This window comes from Ktedonosporobacter rubrisoli, assembly GCF_004208415.1.
In the GTDB taxonomy this organism is placed as follows: domain Bacteria; phylum Chloroflexota; class Ktedonobacteria; order Ktedonobacterales; family Ktedonobacteraceae; genus Ktedonosporobacter; species Ktedonosporobacter rubrisoli.
Genome location: NZ_CP035758.1, coordinates 7,300,658 through 7,314,980, shown reverse-complemented (window position 1 = coordinate 7,314,980; position 14,323 = coordinate 7,300,658). Strand labels below are relative to the sequence as shown.

15 protein-coding genes, 4 tRNA genes and 1 other annotated feature (1 of these 20 only partly in view) are annotated in these 14,323 nt (G+C 51.5%); of the genes, 9 read left to right on the top strand and 10 right to left on the bottom strand.

All coding sequences use genetic code 11. The features are described from left to right. Positions 1 to 63, bottom strand: a sequence feature (ribosomal protein L10 leader region) (it extends 130 nt beyond the left edge of the window). 91 nt (positions 64 to 154) lie between these two features. From rplA to EPA93_RS31810, 8 genes are all read right to left on the bottom strand, one after another. Next, complete coding sequence (gene rplA, locus EPA93_RS31845; protein ID WP_129891381.1) at positions 155 to 862, bottom strand: 50S ribosomal protein L1; 708 nt, start codon at positions 860 to 862, stop codon at positions 155 to 157. A 72-nt stretch (positions 863 to 934) separates the two neighbouring features. Further along, positions 935 to 1,357: a 50S ribosomal protein L11 gene (gene rplK, locus EPA93_RS31840; protein WP_129891380.1), complete on the bottom strand. Its 423-nt coding sequence runs from the start codon at positions 1,355 to 1,357 to the stop codon at positions 935 to 937. A gap of 232 nt (positions 1,358 to 1,589) precedes the next feature. Beyond that, the gene (gene nusG / locus EPA93_RS31835; RefSeq protein ID WP_422877865.1) at positions 1,590 to 2,177 is read right to left on the bottom strand and encodes a transcription termination/antitermination protein NusG; all 588 of its coding nucleotides are present in this window, start codon (positions 2,175 to 2,177) and stop codon (positions 1,590 to 1,592) included. 17 nt (positions 2,178 to 2,194) lie between these two features. Further along, positions 2,195 to 2,596 (bottom strand): preprotein translocase subunit SecE, encoded by a 402-nt coding sequence (gene secE / locus EPA93_RS31830; protein ID WP_129891378.1) that lies wholly within the window; start codon positions 2,594 to 2,596, stop codon positions 2,195 to 2,197. Positions 2,597 to 2,665: 69 nt separating this feature from the next. Then, a complete protein-coding gene (gene rpmG / locus EPA93_RS31825; RefSeq protein ID WP_129891377.1) occupies positions 2,666 to 2,836 on the bottom strand; it encodes a 50S ribosomal protein L33 in 171 nt (56 codons plus the stop codon). A 114-nt stretch (positions 2,837 to 2,950) separates the two neighbouring features. Then, positions 2,951 to 4,156: an elongation factor Tu gene (tuf, locus tag EPA93_RS31820; RefSeq protein ID WP_129891152.1), complete on the bottom strand. Its 1,206-nt coding sequence runs from the start codon at positions 4,154 to 4,156 to the stop codon at positions 2,951 to 2,953. Between the two features lie 267 nt (positions 4,157 to 4,423). Then, a tRNA-Thr gene (locus EPA93_RS31815) sits at positions 4,424 to 4,495 on the bottom strand. 29 nt (positions 4,496 to 4,524) lie between these two features. Next, positions 4,525 to 4,608, bottom strand: a tRNA-Tyr gene (locus EPA93_RS31810). A 610-nt stretch (positions 4,609 to 5,218) separates the two neighbouring features. Between EPA93_RS31810 and EPA93_RS31805 the strand changes: the two genes are divergently transcribed. Genes EPA93_RS31805 through selA form a run of 3 tightly spaced genes read left to right on the top strand, consistent with a single transcriptional unit; the run spans position 5,219 to position 7,340 of the window. After that, a complete protein-coding gene (locus EPA93_RS31805) occupies positions 5,219 to 5,446 on the top strand; it encodes a hypothetical protein (protein ID WP_129891376.1) in 228 nt (75 codons plus the stop codon). Between the two features lie 34 nt (positions 5,447 to 5,480). Beyond that, the gene (locus EPA93_RS31800; protein ID WP_129891375.1) at positions 5,481 to 5,912 is read left to right on the top strand and encodes a type II toxin-antitoxin system PemK/MazF family toxin; all 432 of its coding nucleotides are present in this window, start codon (positions 5,481 to 5,483) and stop codon (positions 5,910 to 5,912) included. A 39-nt stretch (positions 5,913 to 5,951) separates the two neighbouring features. Continuing rightward, on the top strand, positions 5,952 to 7,340 hold the full coding sequence (gene selA, locus EPA93_RS31795; protein ID WP_129891374.1) for an L-seryl-tRNA(Sec) selenium transferase: 1,389 nt from the start codon (positions 5,952 to 5,954) through the stop codon (positions 7,338 to 7,340). A 115-nt stretch (positions 7,341 to 7,455) separates the two neighbouring features. Here the strand turns inward: selA and rsgA are convergent, their stop codons facing one another. Beyond that, on the bottom strand, positions 7,456 to 8,499 hold the full coding sequence (gene rsgA, locus EPA93_RS31790; RefSeq protein ID WP_165423523.1) for a ribosome small subunit-dependent GTPase A: 1,044 nt from the start codon (positions 8,497 to 8,499) through the stop codon (positions 7,456 to 7,458). Positions 8,500 to 9,049: 550 nt separating this feature from the next. Here rsgA and EPA93_RS31785 point away from each other — a divergent pair. The 6 genes from EPA93_RS31785 to EPA93_RS31760 all read left to right on the top strand — a co-directional run bounded on the left by EPA93_RS31785 (position 9,050) and on the right by EPA93_RS31760 (position 13,585). After that, a tRNA-Met gene (locus EPA93_RS31785) sits at positions 9,050 to 9,125 on the top strand. 76 nt (positions 9,126 to 9,201) lie between these two features. Beyond that, positions 9,202 to 9,274, top strand: a tRNA-Met gene (locus tag EPA93_RS31780). Between the two features lie 315 nt (positions 9,275 to 9,589). After that, positions 9,590 to 10,423 carry a MerR family transcriptional regulator gene (locus tag EPA93_RS31775; RefSeq protein ID WP_129891372.1) on the top strand — a complete coding sequence of 278 codons (834 nt, stop codon included), beginning with the start codon at positions 9,590 to 9,592 and terminating at the stop codon, positions 10,421 to 10,423. Positions 10,424 to 10,538: 115 nt separating this feature from the next. After that, positions 10,539 to 11,534, top strand: coding sequence for an amidohydrolase family protein (locus EPA93_RS31770; protein ID WP_207229254.1), 996 nt, complete (start codon positions 10,539 to 10,541; stop codon positions 11,532 to 11,534). A 138-nt stretch (positions 11,535 to 11,672) separates the two neighbouring features. Beyond that, complete coding sequence (locus EPA93_RS31765) at positions 11,673 to 12,128, top strand: GNAT family N-acetyltransferase (protein WP_129891371.1); 456 nt, start codon at positions 11,673 to 11,675, stop codon at positions 12,126 to 12,128. 347 nt (positions 12,129 to 12,475) lie between these two features. Then, a complete protein-coding gene (locus tag EPA93_RS31760; protein ID WP_129891370.1) occupies positions 12,476 to 13,585 on the top strand; it encodes a hypothetical protein in 1,110 nt (369 codons plus the stop codon). Between the two features lie 124 nt (positions 13,586 to 13,709). On the opposite strand, the gene EPA93_RS31755 is transcribed toward EPA93_RS31760, so the two are convergent. Further along, the gene (locus EPA93_RS31755) at positions 13,710 to 14,102 is read right to left on the bottom strand and encodes a winged helix-turn-helix transcriptional regulator (protein WP_129891369.1); all 393 of its coding nucleotides are present in this window, start codon (positions 14,100 to 14,102) and stop codon (positions 13,710 to 13,712) included. Between the last annotated feature and the right edge of the window lie 221 nt (positions 14,103 to 14,323).

Here is a 14,323-nt window from a genome sequence, read left to right as displayed (position 1 = left end):
ACGTTTACGTCGTTTATATGCCTGTGGCATGCTTGCTGTCTTCGGTTAAAGCCTATTAAGTTTTTAAGTTCTACGCTTTGCCAGGCTCATGAAGCTTGCGGACTCAATCTACGCTATCTTCCTGGCCCTGGCGCTACTTCTTGGCAAAAAGCCCTTATGGCTTGAGGGCGAGTGCGGTAGGAACATCCAGGCGCAAGCTTGGCGACATTGTGGATGTAAGCACTACGCTCTTGACATAGGTTCCCTTGGCGCCGGAAGGACGCGCACGTACCACGGCATCGATAACCGAGGAGATGTTCGACATCAAAGCGTCTTCGCTGAACGAGAGCTTGCCGGCCGGGATATGTAGCAGGGCGGTTCTGTCAACCTTAAATTCAACGCGACCTGCTTTGACCTCGCGAATAGTTTTAGCCAGATCAAAGGTAATTGTACCAGCTTTGGGGCTCGGCATCAAGCCACGGGGTCCGAGTTTCTTACCCAGGCGGCCTACCTTACCCATCACATCAGGGGTGGCAATGGCCACGTCAAAACCCAGCCAGTCGCCTTCGATTTGCTTAATGAGATCATCGAGGCCAACGAAATCTGCCCCCGCGCTCTCCGCCTCGGCAACCTTCTCGCCCTGTGTGAAGACCAGCACCTTTACCTCTTTACCGGTTCCCGCTGGCAGCATAGCGACGCCACGCACCATCTGATCGGCGTGACGGGGATCGACCCCGAGCTTCATATGGATTTCGATGGTTGGGTCAAACTTTACATAATTGATTTTCTTGAGGAGTGAAACGGCTTCCTGGGGCTCATACAGCTTGGCAGGATCGACAAGCTTAGCAGCCTCCAGATATTTTTTCCCATGCTCGTTTTTCATAGTCTGTTTTTGCCCTCCTTGAGGCTCGAACCGCAGTGACTTTCGGGCCACGCCTGCTTTTGTAAGTGAGTATTATTCGATATCGACGCCCATACTACGGGCCGTGCCTGCGACAATGCGCTCAGCCGCTTCAACATCGGTAGCATTGAGGTCTTTCAGCTTCAGCTCTGCGATCTCGCGCAGCTTCGCGTGGCTGATCGTGCCTACCTTCGCCTTGTTGGGGGTAGGAGAGCCCTTTTCAATGCCTGCCGCCGTGCGCAGCAAGAACGCCACTGGAGGCGTTTTGGTAATAAAAGTGAAGGAGCGATCTTCGTAGATAGTGATTTCGGCAGGGATGATCATACCGGCCTGGTCGGCGGTACGCGCATTGTACTCCTTGCAGAACATCATGATATTGACGCCATGAGGACCGAGTGCGGTACCGACAGGCTTGGCCGGGTTTGCCTTTCCGGCCGGAATCTCTAGGCGCACTACAGCCTTAATACGTTTAGCCATTGTATTTCAAACTCCTCAGAAATCATCTGACATTCAGATAAATGCAAAGCACAAGTGTTCCATATTCGTCTAAGGGGCATTGTCAAGCGGTGCTGCAGAATAGCTCTGCGCATAGCCCTCTTCCTACCCCACTCACATGCATAGCAGCATCCACGAATATGCAAGATAACCATGCAGCCATGCCTCGGGCATGACCGTGTAGATAGAGATCTGGATCAGCCTGAGCCGGTCCTTAGATTTTTTCAACCTGGAGGAAATCCAACACCACCGGAGTCTCACGCCCAAAAAACGAGACAAGTACAGTGACCTTATTGCGATCCAGGTTTATATCACTGACTGTGCCAATAAACTCGGTGAACGGGCCATCAATCACACGTACATTCTGGCCTTTAGAGAAGCTAACCTTAGCCTTAGGCTTATCCGACTCTTTCGTGACTTGTTTCAGGATTGTCTTTATCTCGTGTTCCTGAAGGGGCACCGGACGTGTCCCAGAGCCTACAAAGCTTGTAACACCAGGGGTATTACGTACAACATACCAGGCTTCATCACTCATGATCATCTCTACGAGCACATAGCCAGGAAAGACCTTGCGCTGTACTGTACGCCGCTGCCCCTGTTTAATTTCCACCTCTTCTTCCATCGGCACGATGACGCGGAATATCTTGTTACGCATATCCATTGACGCGATACGTGCTTCGAGATGGCTCTTTACCTTGTTTTCATAACCTGAGTACGTATGTATGGCATACCAGGCACGCTCAGGTTGGTTAGTCTGTCCGTTCTCACTGGTATGTTCAGTAACCACGGCATTTCCCTTCATAAATTCCAGCGACGAAGCTATTTACCGCCACTAATAAGAAGGACGAGGTGATAAAGCCCGAAGTCTTCTATGGCTAGTATTCCTCCAATCACGGCTGAAAGAGCAATGACGGCAATCGTCATATTTCTGGCTTCTTCGAAGGTGGGCCATGTCACCTTATGACGGAGCTCGTAATAGGCCTCGATGATAAAGCGGCCTATTGCACTGTTGCGAAAGCGTAGCACAAGCGGAGATGGCGCCTTGGCGCTACTACTGCGCTGCTTCGACCTGTTATCACGCTTTGAGCTCTCTTTGCGCTCATCGCGGGAAGCTGCCTTCGCACTCCTGGTGGACTGCTCTTTCTCGCTGTTGCGAGCTTTTACGTCAGCCACCTGACTCCGGCTAGCATTTTTCTTCTTTTCGGCCATTTTGCTTGCCACGTTCAACCTTTCTTGATCAGCAGTGACCTTTCGCTAGCATTACCTACTAGTAATATAGTACCCTACTATCTACTTGGTTTCACGATGAGGCGCATGTACACGACAGGTGTTACAGAATTTCCGGAACTCAAGACGCTCTGGATTGTTCTTCTTATTCTTCGAGGTAGTGTAGTTGCGGCTTTTGCAAGTTGTGCAAGCCAGCGTTACTACAATGCGATTCTCTTTGCCTTTACTAGCCATAATCTTTCTCCGTTCTCCTAATGAGGCCTGGCTTGCCTTTCGATAATAGAATGGCTCTTATATGGAAAAGCGGTGGGTACAGATTCTGTACCCACTCAACCTTTGAAACATTTCTTAAGCTATGACCTTGGTGCAGACACCAGCGCCAACGGTGCGGCCACCTTCACGGATGGCGAAGGAGACGCCTTCTTCCATGGCGACAGGCTGGATCAGCTCGACGGTCATCTCGATATTGTCGCCCGGCATGACCATCTCGACGCCTTCGGGCAGCTTAATGGCGCCGGTGACGTCAGTGGTGCGCACATAGAACTGGGGGCGATAGCCGTTGAAGAAGGGGGTATGTCGGCCTCCCTCTTCCTTGGAGAGCACGTAGACCTGCGCCAGGAAGGTCTTGTGCGGCTTGATGGAGCCGGGCTTGGCAAGCACCTGCCCACGCTCGATGTCGGTGCGCTCAACCCCACGGAGCAGACAGCCCACGTTGTCGCCGGCAAGGCCTTCGTCAAGGGTCTTCTGGAACATCTCGACGCCAGTGACCACGACGGTGCGGCTCTCTTCTTTCATGCCCACGATCTCAACGTTCTCACCGGTCTTGACGCTGCCACGCTCGATACGACCAGTGGCCACAGTGCCGCGTCCCTTAATGCCGAAGACGTCTTCGACGGGCATGAGGAAGGGCTTGTCAAGAGGACGCTCAGGAGTGGGGATGTAGCTATCCACTTGATCCATGAGCTCCCAGATGCACTTGGCGGCAGGATCGTTGCGCGAGAGATCGCCTTTGCTTTCAAGAGCTTTGAGGGCGGAGCCACGAACGACGGGGACATCATCGCCGGGGAAGCTGTTCTTAGAGAGCAGTTCGCGCACTTCCAGCTCGACGAGTTCGAGCAACTCTTCGTCTTCGAGCATGTCGACTTTGTTGAGGAAGACGACCATGGCCGGGACGTTGACCTGGTGAGCGAGCAGGATGTGCTCGCGGGTCTGAGGCATGGGGCCATCAGGAGCGCTCACGACCAGGATCGCGCCATCCATCTGGGCGGCGCCGGTGATCATATTCTTGATGTAGTCGGCGTGTCCGGGGCAGTCCACGTGGGCATAGTGGCGTTTCTCGGTCTCGTATTCCAGGTGCGCGATGGCGATGGTGATGCCACGCTCGCGCTCTTCAGGCGCCTTGTCGATGCTGTCGAAGGCGGCGTATTTGGCAAGTTGAGCAGAAGCTAGCACCTTGGTGATAGCCGCCGTCAGGGTCGTCTTGCCGTGGTCAATGTGTCCAATGGTTCCCACGTTCACATGCGGTTTTGTCCGCTCAAACTTCTTCTTAGCCATTTCCTAACTGGGGCTCCTTTTGCAATCCAAATCTGTAACCCTAAAGTGGCGATCAGATGGCAATGGGTATAGACATGCAGCAGCCGTCCCCTGATAGCCTGATCGTCGAGATATTGTGAAAATCTTCCAAAGATACCTGATTAATTGAAGGAAGTGACGATCAATTCAGAAGACGGCAGCTAAAGCTTTTTTATACGTCCTACGCGGATTTTCGTGAAGATGGAAGCTTGAAGAAGATCAGCCCCAACATCATTCAGAAACCACGGGAGCCCGTGATGGGAATCGAACCCATGACCCCAGTCTTACCAAGACTGTGCGCTACCGCTGCGCCACACGGGCCAATCATACCACACCATCCATATTGGATCTGGTGGGCAGTGGAGGATTCGAACCTCCGAAGCTTTCGCAACTGATTTACAGTCAGTCCCATTTGACCGCTTTGGTAACTGCCCCGGTGAGAACTCGCTAGCCACGCCAGTTCGTTCTGAGTGATCGACGGAACACATTATAGCCGACACTGTGTGCCGTGTCAAGCATTTTTTTAGTCTATTCTCAGCATTCGGGGAAAGTCTGCTTAACAGGCCGATCTGAGCCGCCTGTCCTCTTCCTCTCTCTTGCTATCTTCCCGCTTTCTCTCTTTTCCAGCACGCGCTACCCTCAAGGTTGAAAGAAGTTTTTGCGCAGCAGCTCTCAGCCGCTGGCTCTAGTAGGTCTGCTATGGCGTGGAAATCTGCAAACCTTAACTGATTTCCTACAAGACTGCTAGCAAGCTGTAAAAATAAATAGCATTGAGTAGACCTGCTGCTCTAGCTCTATGCTTGCCTCGCATGTTATTATATTTACAAGGAAGTTCTTTTTGTAGCTCAAAGGAGCTTATAAAAATTCTATTAGGTATTACTCTTGAACTACAAAAGTCACAACAAAAAGCATTGCTTCTTACGTAAATTGCTGGTATAATCTCCAACGTTGGAGAAAAAAAGCCCCACCAGATTGCATGGCGGTTATGCCGCTACCTGAATCTTGATGGCGATTTGGACATTTGGAATTAATGAGGTAGCTTCTATGGCGACGAATTGTGACTTCAGCCGTTCTTCCTTGCTTAGCGAGCAGTACCAGCGTGATATGGAACTCATAGCTGTGGCTCTTCAAGAAGAGAGTCAGGACGAACGCGATGAGCGTCTCAGTCTCGTTGCTCGCGCCTGGTCTCTCACCAGTGCCTGCTTCCATAAGCAGCTCGAACCTGCTGAAGCTCCAGCTTATACTGCTTCAGTGGCCTTTGCTCGTCCGTAGTTAGAACATTAGGAATGTAATAGTACGTAAAACCATGCCTCATCCACCAGATCTTGCGCCGGATGCTCTGACCTATCAAACGCCAGTGCAATTTGGCATGGTCTATTGGGTCAATTTCGGTTATCCTTCGTTACCTCCTGGTATCGAGGAGAAGCGCATCCTTGATTGGCACCCTGCACTTGTAGTCTCTGGCGACCCTTTTTGCCGCCATGCTGGCGCCGTTAATGTCGTCGCCTTGACTTCATATCGTGGCAAGCTCCGTCCTTATCATCATTTGCTTTTAAAGCGTGATTATCCCCTGCTTGATACTGATAGCCTGGTTAAGACTGAGTTGATGTATCCTGTACTACGTACTCTGCTTGCCGATCAGTTTGCTATCTGCAGACTCAATGATGCGGATTTGCGTGCTATTATGGCTAAGGTGGCCAATAGTCTGGCTATTACTATGTTCTACTCGTTGCACTGAGTGGCGTGGTGGCAGTATAGGGAGAGCCCAGGGGAGCATATGACTGTCGATCAAAATCAATTTCGTCTGTTGCCCTCTGTTGATGAATTGTTGCAGTCAGCTGCTGCTCAACAGTTAGTGGCTAGTTTTTCCCGACCTCCGGTTTTGCAGGCTATCCGTTCTTGCCTGGAGCAGGCACGGGCTGCCATGCGTGTGGGGGCGTCCTGTCCTTCCTCAGATATGCTGTTGCAGGAGGTCTCTCAACTCCTCTTGCGCGAGCAGCAACCACATCTACGACCCGTTATTAACGCTACTGGCGTGATTATCAATACTAATCTTGGACGTGCCCCTCTCAGCCGGGATGTTTTGCAGGCTGTGGAACATGTCTCCCATGGCTATGCCAACCTGGAATATGATCTGGAAGCTGGGGAGCGCGGTTCTCGCCATACGCATGCGGCAGCACTTTTGCGCGAATTGACCGGAGCCGAGGCGGCTCTTGTGACCAATAATAATGCGGCGGCGGTTCTCTTAGGCTTGAGTACCCTGGCTATGGGACGTGAGGTGGTGATTTCTCGCGGGCAGCTTGTGGAGATAGGCGGCGGCTTCCGTGTGCCCGATGTTATGCGGCAGAGCGGTTGTCAGCTGGTCGAAGTAGGTACCACCAATCGTACGCGCATTGCTGACTACGCGGCGGCAATCTCCGCACAAACTGCCTTGCTTCTGGCTGTGCATCCCAGCAATTTTCTGATTACTGGCTTTACTGAGTCGACTGCGCTCGTCGAGCTAGTTGCGCTTGCACGTCAGCGTGGGCTCCTGGTAATGGAGGATCTCGGCAGCGGCTGCTTGCTCAATTGTGAGCGCTACGGTCTGACCCACGAGCCAATGCCACAGGAGAGTATTGCGGCCGGCGCTGATGTGGTATGCTTCTCGGGCGATAAGCTTCTGGGTGGCCCTCAGGCTGGTATTATCGTGGGCAAGGCAGAAATTATTGCTCGCCTGGCTCGCCATCCTTTAATGCGCGCTGTCCGTATCGATAAGATGACCCTGGCCGCCCTGGAGGCAACGTTACGTCACTATCAGCGCGGGCAGGCTGAGACGCATATTCCTGTGTGGCTGATGATTTCGGCGAAGCCGGAACGCCTGAGCAGCCGGGCAAAGCGCTGGGCAGCTCAATTGCAGGCTCAAGGTATTGAGGTGCGCGTGCAGCGCGGAGAGTCTACAGTTGGTGGTGGCTCCTTGCCAGGTGAGACGCTGCCTACAACGCTCTTAGCTCTTGATGCAGACCGCTGCGCGCTTCCTTTGGAGGAGCTGGCCAGGCGTTTGCGCATAGGAACAATCCCTGTCGTGGCGCGTATTTTGCGCAATTCGCTGCTTCTCGATCCGCGCACTGTGCTTGATGAGCAGGATGATATGCTTGTACAAGCACTGGCGACGGCGCTGAGGCCATAAGCAGAAAGTCTTAAAAAGATGGGACTTGCCCATGGTGAGCCAAATTCTGTGATCACTCTAGGGGTATAAGCAGAAAGTCTTAAAAAAGAGGGGGTAGCTACAAGAGCTACCCCTGTTAACGTTCTTCTTCTGTATACATGCGTACGTAACTTTTGTAGCGCCGTTCGCTAATCACGCCATCAGTGACAGCCTGAATGATAGCACAGCCCTCTTCATCGATATGTGCGCAGTCGGAGTATTCGCACTCGTCAAGATAGGGACGAAATTCAGTGAAGCAGGCAGCCAGTTCTTCGGCGGGAATGTCCCAGGCTACTAGCGCACGTATGCCGGCCGAATCGGCCAGCCAGCCGCCGGTGGATAGCGGATAGAGCTGTGAGCCGGTGGTTGTGTGGCGCCCCTTACCGGTGGCGCTGCTGACCAGACCTGTGCGTATGGCCATGCCGGGCTCCAAGGCGTTGACTAACGATGATTTTCCTACACCGGATGGCCCGGTGAAGAGTGAAGTGTGGTCCTTGAGCAAAAGGCGTAGCGTTTCAATACCTTCGTTTGTCTGGGTACTGCTCCAGATGACGGTGTAACCCAGAGAGGTGTAGAGCTGCGCAGCCTCTTCTACAGAAACGCCATGTGGCAGATCTACTTTATTCAGACAGATCAAGGCTTTCAGTTCTGCCGCCTCACAGATAGTCAGGTAACGGTCGAGAAGTCCAAAGTGCGGCTCGGGCTCGGCTGTCGCGAATACGATCACTACCTGATCGAGATTGGCCAACATGGTTTGCTGGATAGATTTTCTTGCCGTTGAAGCTGTGTCCTTGCGCGTCAATTCGCTCTGACGTGGCAATATTTCTTCGATCAGGCCATTGCTGTTATCGAGCTGGCGTAATTTCACATAATCGCCAACTGATAGACGTGGGGGGACGGGAGTTTCACTACTATCGCGCTTTTCTATGCGCTCACGACGTTGATATGACGATGTGGCATACAGTGTGTCGGGACGGGGACGAGTCTTGCTTATAGATTTAGCGGATTGGGTTCGCGCAAAGGCTTTTCTTAGTTTTCCTCGTAACGTACAACGCAGAATACCATTATCGGTATGGACGTCGTAAATGCCATGCGTGCCGCTTAAGACTATCCCGGTAAGTATTGCCGGATCGTTGATCAAGATATTTTTCCCTCCAGGAACATAAAAAGATACTGTCTAGTGTATTTGTGATGTCTACCATGAGGAGGGAATAAGCGCGCAAGCCATTACCGCTATCAAGCATTGATTAGCAAGTACCAGATATCTGCAGGTCGCGAAAGTTGTCTGAGGCCTGGCTATATGGCGTTTGCTTATTACCCCCTTGCGGGGTAGACAAGGTGCATACAAGCACAGCCGATGTATTTATGTGCTTTTTCATATGTTGCACCTCCTTAACTGGCCAAGCCAGAATTTTGAATAAACATCATTCCTTATTTACAGGATACAAGAATACGCAAGGGTTTGTCAATGTTCCCATTTGCTCTTTCCCTTTCCTGCTGCGAGCATAGGGAAGCTCTAGATAGAGGGAAGAGCTTTTCTAGGCGGCAAAAGGCAATGGCTGGCTTATGCAAGCCCCTTCAAATGCGCCCTGGGGCGTCATCTAATTGTGTAAGATTGGGGCGAGAAACTCCAAAGTGGGGCAACAACTACTTGACAGGGCGCAAAGAATGTTGTATTCTAACAAAGCCGACGCGGGGTGGAGCAGTGGTTAGCTCGTTGGGCTCATAACCCAAAGGTCGGAGGTTCGAATCCTCCCCCCGCTACCAAGTCTTGTATGCTTACTGCAAGAAAGTTAGGCGAGTCCTGTAAGGCTATCTTGCAGTTGGTATACCTGATGTTCGACGCGGGGTGGAGCAGTGGTTAGCTCGTTGGGCTCATAACCCAAAGGTCGGAGGTTCGAATCCTTCCCCCGCTATAACCGATTTCCTAATGACTCCTTTCAATCGCCATCTAATGATGCGATGAAAGGAGATTTTTTTATGAAGCATGCTGATCCGGCTGAATGTGGCCCGTTGCTGGACTGTCTCCTATCCAACCATACTGTAGCTTCCCTTTGTTTTAGAATCTTCGCTGCCATGTATAATCAGGAAACGATCTACGCGTTGTAGCGCTTGCTCTGCTATTTTGGTCCAGGTTTGTGTTTCCCTCTTGACTTTCAAGCCGCTTGAATGTGCTATATTCTTGCATGAGGAGGTAACTGGAGCACTAAGCTCGCTCCGCAGGAGGGACTATGATTAAAATTCGGGATTTTGCTGAGATCGCTCAGGTAGCGACTTCTACGCTTCGCTACTATGATGAGATCGGGCTTTTTAAGCCTGTTTATGTCGATCCTGATACGGGCTATCGCTTCTACGCAATTGAGCAGTTGCTAAGACTCAATCGTATTCTGGCCCTTAAGGATCTTGGCCTTGAGCTTGGGCAGATTGTACAGTTACTCGATGAGGAGGTTTCTATCGAGGCGCTTCAGGGCATGTTGCGCTTGAAACAGGCAAGGCTGCAGCAGCACATTCAGGATGAGCAGGAGCAGTTAGTACGGATCGAGGCTCGCCTCAGATACATTGCGCAGGAAGGTCATAGGCTGGCCCGCGAGGTGGTGCTCAAGGAGGTGAAGCCTCTGACTGTGATTGCTGGCTATACGCATGTTGCGGGTTTTCTGCCAAATCGACAGTACGCCAACGCGCTACTGGCTATGCTCAAGCAAAATGCGATTTGTCCAGCCGGTCCCGTGCTCTATATCTATCATGAGGGCACATCCGAAACTATAGATTTTAATGTCGAGGTGGCTGTACCTGTTGAGCCTGGCAGTGTTAATCTCGCTAAGCTAAGCCCTGATTGGAATAGGCGCGTGGTGCTGCGCGAGCTGCCTGCGGTTTCTATAATGGCAAGCCTTATCCACCATGGAAATCCTCATGGCAGCGTTGAAGCCTACCAGGCCCTGGGCGTCTGGATTCAGACGAATGGCTATACGGTTACCGGACCCTGCCGCAAGCTAAGTTTGCGTTGGAGCGGGGAGTTAGACGATTATCTCACCGAGATTCAGTATCCGATTGAGATGAAGCGCTAATTGGGGACGCTTGATATAAGATGAGAGGGAAGGCATAAAACTGATAGTCCCCGCCTCCTTGTTTGTAGATGAGTGGTGTCATGTTTTAAGCAGCCTCTGTATAGGGTAGGTCCTTATGTCTCAACTTGAAGAACAACAAGGGATGCGTGTGATCGCGCTTGAGGAGCATTTTGTGAGTCCGGCCTTTCTGGATGGGCCAGGGCGCTATATCAAGGAGCAGGCCAGAACCCCTGCCTCTTCCCAGTTTCTCGCTTGGCTCAGTGATCTTGATACTGGCAGGATTGCGGCTATGGATACGGCGGGTATTACTGTGCAGGTTCTATCTTTGGGTTCGCCTGGTGTGGAGCAGCTCGATGCCGCTGAGGCTATCAGTGTTTCACGTGAAACTAACGATTATCTTGCTGCGGCCATCCGTCGTCATCCCGAACGGTTTGTCGGTCTGGCCGCCTTGCCAACTGCGGCGCCAGCCGTGGCGGCGGATGAATTGGAGAGGGCGGTTCGGGAACTTGGCTTCAGGGGTGCGCTAATCAACGGTCATACGCGGGGACGCTATCTTGATGATCAGTTCTTCTGGCCAATTTTAGAACGCGCCGAGACGCTACAGGTTCCGCTCTACTTGCATCCAACGCCGCCACCACAGTCAATCGTTGAGACATCTTATGCAGGCTTTGCGCCTGAGGTAACGGCCCGACTTTCGACATACGCCTGGGGTTGGCATGTTGAGACGGCGATCCACGTTCTGCGCCTCGTTCTAGGTGGGGTTTTTGATCGCTATCCGCGCCTACAGTTTGTGGTTGGTCACATGGGTGAAGGCCTTTCTTTTATGCTGCCCAGGATTGAGCGCTATTTGCCGGCGGAGGTGACGAAGCTGCAGCGCTCCATAGGAGCTTACTTGCGCGAGAATCTGTACTATACCTTTAGTGGTTTCACCTGGACGTCTATGTTCCTCAACTTGCTGCTGGAACTTGGAAGCGAGCGCATTATGTTCTCTGTCGATTATCCCAATGCGTCAATGGTCGAAACGCGCGACTTCCTGGAACGATTGCCTGTGCGGCCCTCCGATAAAGAGCTGATCGCTCATGGCAATGCGGAGCGCCTCTTACGGCTATAAGCTTCAAGGATCCGCCGATCCTGGCTTGAGATAGAATCGGCATCCGTCTCCCTGGCTCTGTTTTAGTGTAAACTTGAGCCAGGAGATTTTTTTGCTCCTGGTTGTTTGCTATTCCATTAGAGAAAGGGAGACACTGTATTGAGCGATATAAATATTCGTCTGGCGCGTCCGGATGAGCAGGAGACGGTAAGCGCCTGTGTCAACATTGCTTTTACAAAGTATGTTGAGCGCATGGGCCGCAAGCCAGTTCCTATGCTGGCTGATTATGCAGAGCTCATTGCCAGAGGCGTGGTCTATGTGGCGCTACTGCAAGATGTTGTGGTAGGGGTGCTGGTAATGATGCCTGATGCAGAAGGCCTGTTCATAGATACGCTTGCTCTGCATCCAGAGTACCAGGGGCATGGCCTGGGACGCCGCCTGCTGCAGTTTGCGGAACAATACGCGCGTGCCGCCAATCTGGGAAGGCTCCATCTCTATACCAATAAGCTGATGACCGAAAATCTCTCCTTCTATCCACATCTTGGCTTTGTGGAGGTAGAACATAAAGCTGAACATGGTTATCAGCGCGTCTTCTTCGAGAAGGTGCTGCCGTAATCTCATGCTGTGGTGCTGCTCATCCCTATTTGCTGCCTTAACAAAATCTAGCCTCGTGCCGCCATCTCGGCGGCTTTTCTTTTCCTCTGCACGCCAGCCAATGAAGCCTCAACAACAGCTTTTAACACATCTATAATAGCATCTTGTTGTGCGAAGAGAAATAATGATAAATAAGAAAAAAAGAATTTTATGGCATATTATGCTATATGTTATGGTAAGCTGTATAAAGATGTATAGATGAATTTTGGGATTTTATTTTATACTTACGTCTATCTGTTATGTCTCGTAAATAGTATGTATTTCGTAGATATGTAGAAAAAAAGTTATAAGTCCAGGAGAAGTAAGTTATGCAGCAGCCTCCTAATCCCAATCAGCCTTCGCAGCCCTGGTCCAATCAGCCCTGGGATGATCAGACGCAAGCCCAGATACCCTATCAGGGCGCGGGACAATATCCCCCTTATCAGCAGCCGTTCTATGGCTCGCAACAATCACCTACATATATCTCGCCTGGCCAGTTTGCCAATACCCCGCCTCCGCCACCTCCGCCACATATTGGGCCTGGACAGCCGCAACCATATTCGCGGCCTTATGGCGGCCTTATCCTGGCTACATTGATATTGGTCTATGTTGCGGCCTGGATAATTGGCTTTGCCGGTATGAGCGGTATTACTACTAGCCTGATTTTGGGCTTGATCGTCAGTCTTTTGATTATAGATTGGCGTGGATTTACCTCATTGCAGGACTTGATAAAGTGGAAACAGATGCGCGGCTCAAAGCGCTTCTGGCTGGGCCTTTTGTTTATCTGTACATTCTATATCATGCTGGGTATTTATCTATGTCGCGCCTGTATTCCTACCCAACCTGCAACAGTTGCATACAAGCCGCGTTCGCGCGGTCGCTCAGCTGTGGGGCTGGTAGTAGGTACGGTACTTACCATGTTCTTTATGCTGATTGCCGCTAGTAATCCCTCGGCTGCCAAAACAAGTGCCGGTCAGACAGTTGTCCAGGGAACAGTCCAAATCCAAAGTTCCCCTACGGCTACGCGCCAAAAGAGTGCTGTGATAACACCTACAACATCGATCAGCGTCTCACCGACAGCTGTGCCGACGATAGTAGCGACCTCGGTGCCTGCCTCAACGCCCACCATCGAGCCAACTCAGGTTCCTACTGTAGTTCCGACGCAACCGCCTATGCCAACCCCAACTGTCGCGCCAACGCAGCCGCCGGCCCATACAGGGGTGAATGGCAATCCTTGGGGCTACGATTTCAATTCCTCTGGCAATAAGATTAGTGATCCGCCTGCCGAGTTCTGTAACTATTTCTCCTGCATAAAGAGCTTCTGGAACGGTACGGGATATGTAATAGAGTGCCAGGACAATACTTTCAGCAAATCGGGAGGTAATCAAGGAAGTTGCTCGCATCATGGTGGAGATAAAGCTACTCTGTTTTCGCACTGAGCTAGGAACTTAAACTGGCTAAGGCATTGCCAGATGTTTATGCCGACAAAACCGAGCTTCTGAGCAGGTGTCGTGAAAGGAAAAGGTCGGCGGGCGGAGTATAAGAGCTCTGCCCGATCCGGCCTCAATCTGTTTTGTCTTCTTGCTCTATATATGCCTGGCGAATCTGCTCAACTTCCTCCATATGTTCTTCGGCCCACTGGCGCAGGGCTGCCATCAGCGGAATGAGTGTGGTGCCCAATGGGGAAAGAGAATATTCTACAGCTGGTGGATTCGTCAAAGTGATTTTGCGCTGGACGATGCCTCTTTGCTCCAGGCTGCGCAGGGTTTGCGTCAGCATCTTATGCGAAATTCCGCCTATCGCCCGCTGCATCTCATTGAAGCGCGTGGGATGTCTCTCCAGGAGCGCAAAGATAAGCGCTGTCCACTTATCGGCAATCAGATCAAGCACCTGGCGCGAGGGACAATGCTCGATCAGAACGCTATGGGGTGAGGGAGCTGTCGATGTTCTTTCCATGTCTCCAAGTATAGCATAGATTATTATGGCTTTGTATCTTGCCCTCTCGCGCATATGAGATGGCCTGCGTTTCCCTTTCGGTTACTTTAAAGTGCGTACTTGTAGAGCCATCGGGAAGCATTTATAGTACTGACCATGCAATACACGTTGCTGGCCTGCGAGCTTAGCAGGAACGTCAAGTCAGTGCCGGCCTTATCTAATTGAGTCAGCCGTGTATGCGG

Excerpts from the sequence above, each read along its gene's own strand:
- EPA93_RS31770 (WP_207229254.1), top strand. The coding sequence starts at position 10,539 with ATGTCTCAACTTGAAGAACAACAAGGGATGCGTGTGATCGCGCTTGAG.
- EPA93_RS31775 (WP_129891372.1), top strand. The coding sequence starts at position 9,590 with ATGATTAAAATTCGGGATTTTGCTGAGATCGCTCAGGTAGCGACTTCT.
- rplK (WP_129891380.1), bottom strand. The coding sequence starts at position 1,357 with ATGGCTAAACGTATTAAGGCTGTAGTGCGCCTAGAGATTCCGGCCGGA.
- EPA93_RS31805 (WP_129891376.1), top strand. The coding sequence starts at position 5,219 with ATGGCGACGAATTGTGACTTCAGCCGTTCTTCCTTGCTTAGCGAGCAG.
- tuf (WP_129891152.1), bottom strand. The coding sequence starts at position 4,156 with ATGGCTAAGAAGAAGTTTGAGCGGACAAAACCGCATGTGAACGTGGGA.
- EPA93_RS31760 (WP_129891370.1), top strand. The coding sequence starts at position 12,476 with ATGCAGCAGCCTCCTAATCCCAATCAGCCTTCGCAGCCCTGGTCCAAT.
- rpmG (WP_129891377.1), bottom strand. The coding sequence starts at position 2,836 with ATGGCTAGTAAAGGCAAAGAGAATCGCATTGTAGTAACGCTGGCTTGC.
- EPA93_RS31755 (WP_129891369.1), bottom strand. The coding sequence starts at position 14,102 with ATGGAAAGAACATCGACAGCTCCCTCACCCCATAGCGTTCTGATCGAG.
- nusG (WP_422877865.1), bottom strand. The coding sequence starts at position 2,177 with ATGAAGGGAAATGCCGTGGTTACTGAACATACCAGTGAGAACGGACAG.
- EPA93_RS31800 (WP_129891375.1), top strand. The coding sequence starts at position 5,481 with ATGCCTCATCCACCAGATCTTGCGCCGGATGCTCTGACCTATCAAACG.
- selA (WP_129891374.1), top strand. The coding sequence starts at position 5,952 with ATGACTGTCGATCAAAATCAATTTCGTCTGTTGCCCTCTGTTGATGAA.
- rplA (WP_129891381.1), bottom strand. The coding sequence starts at position 862 with ATGAAAAACGAGCATGGGAAAAAATATCTGGAGGCTGCTAAGCTTGTC.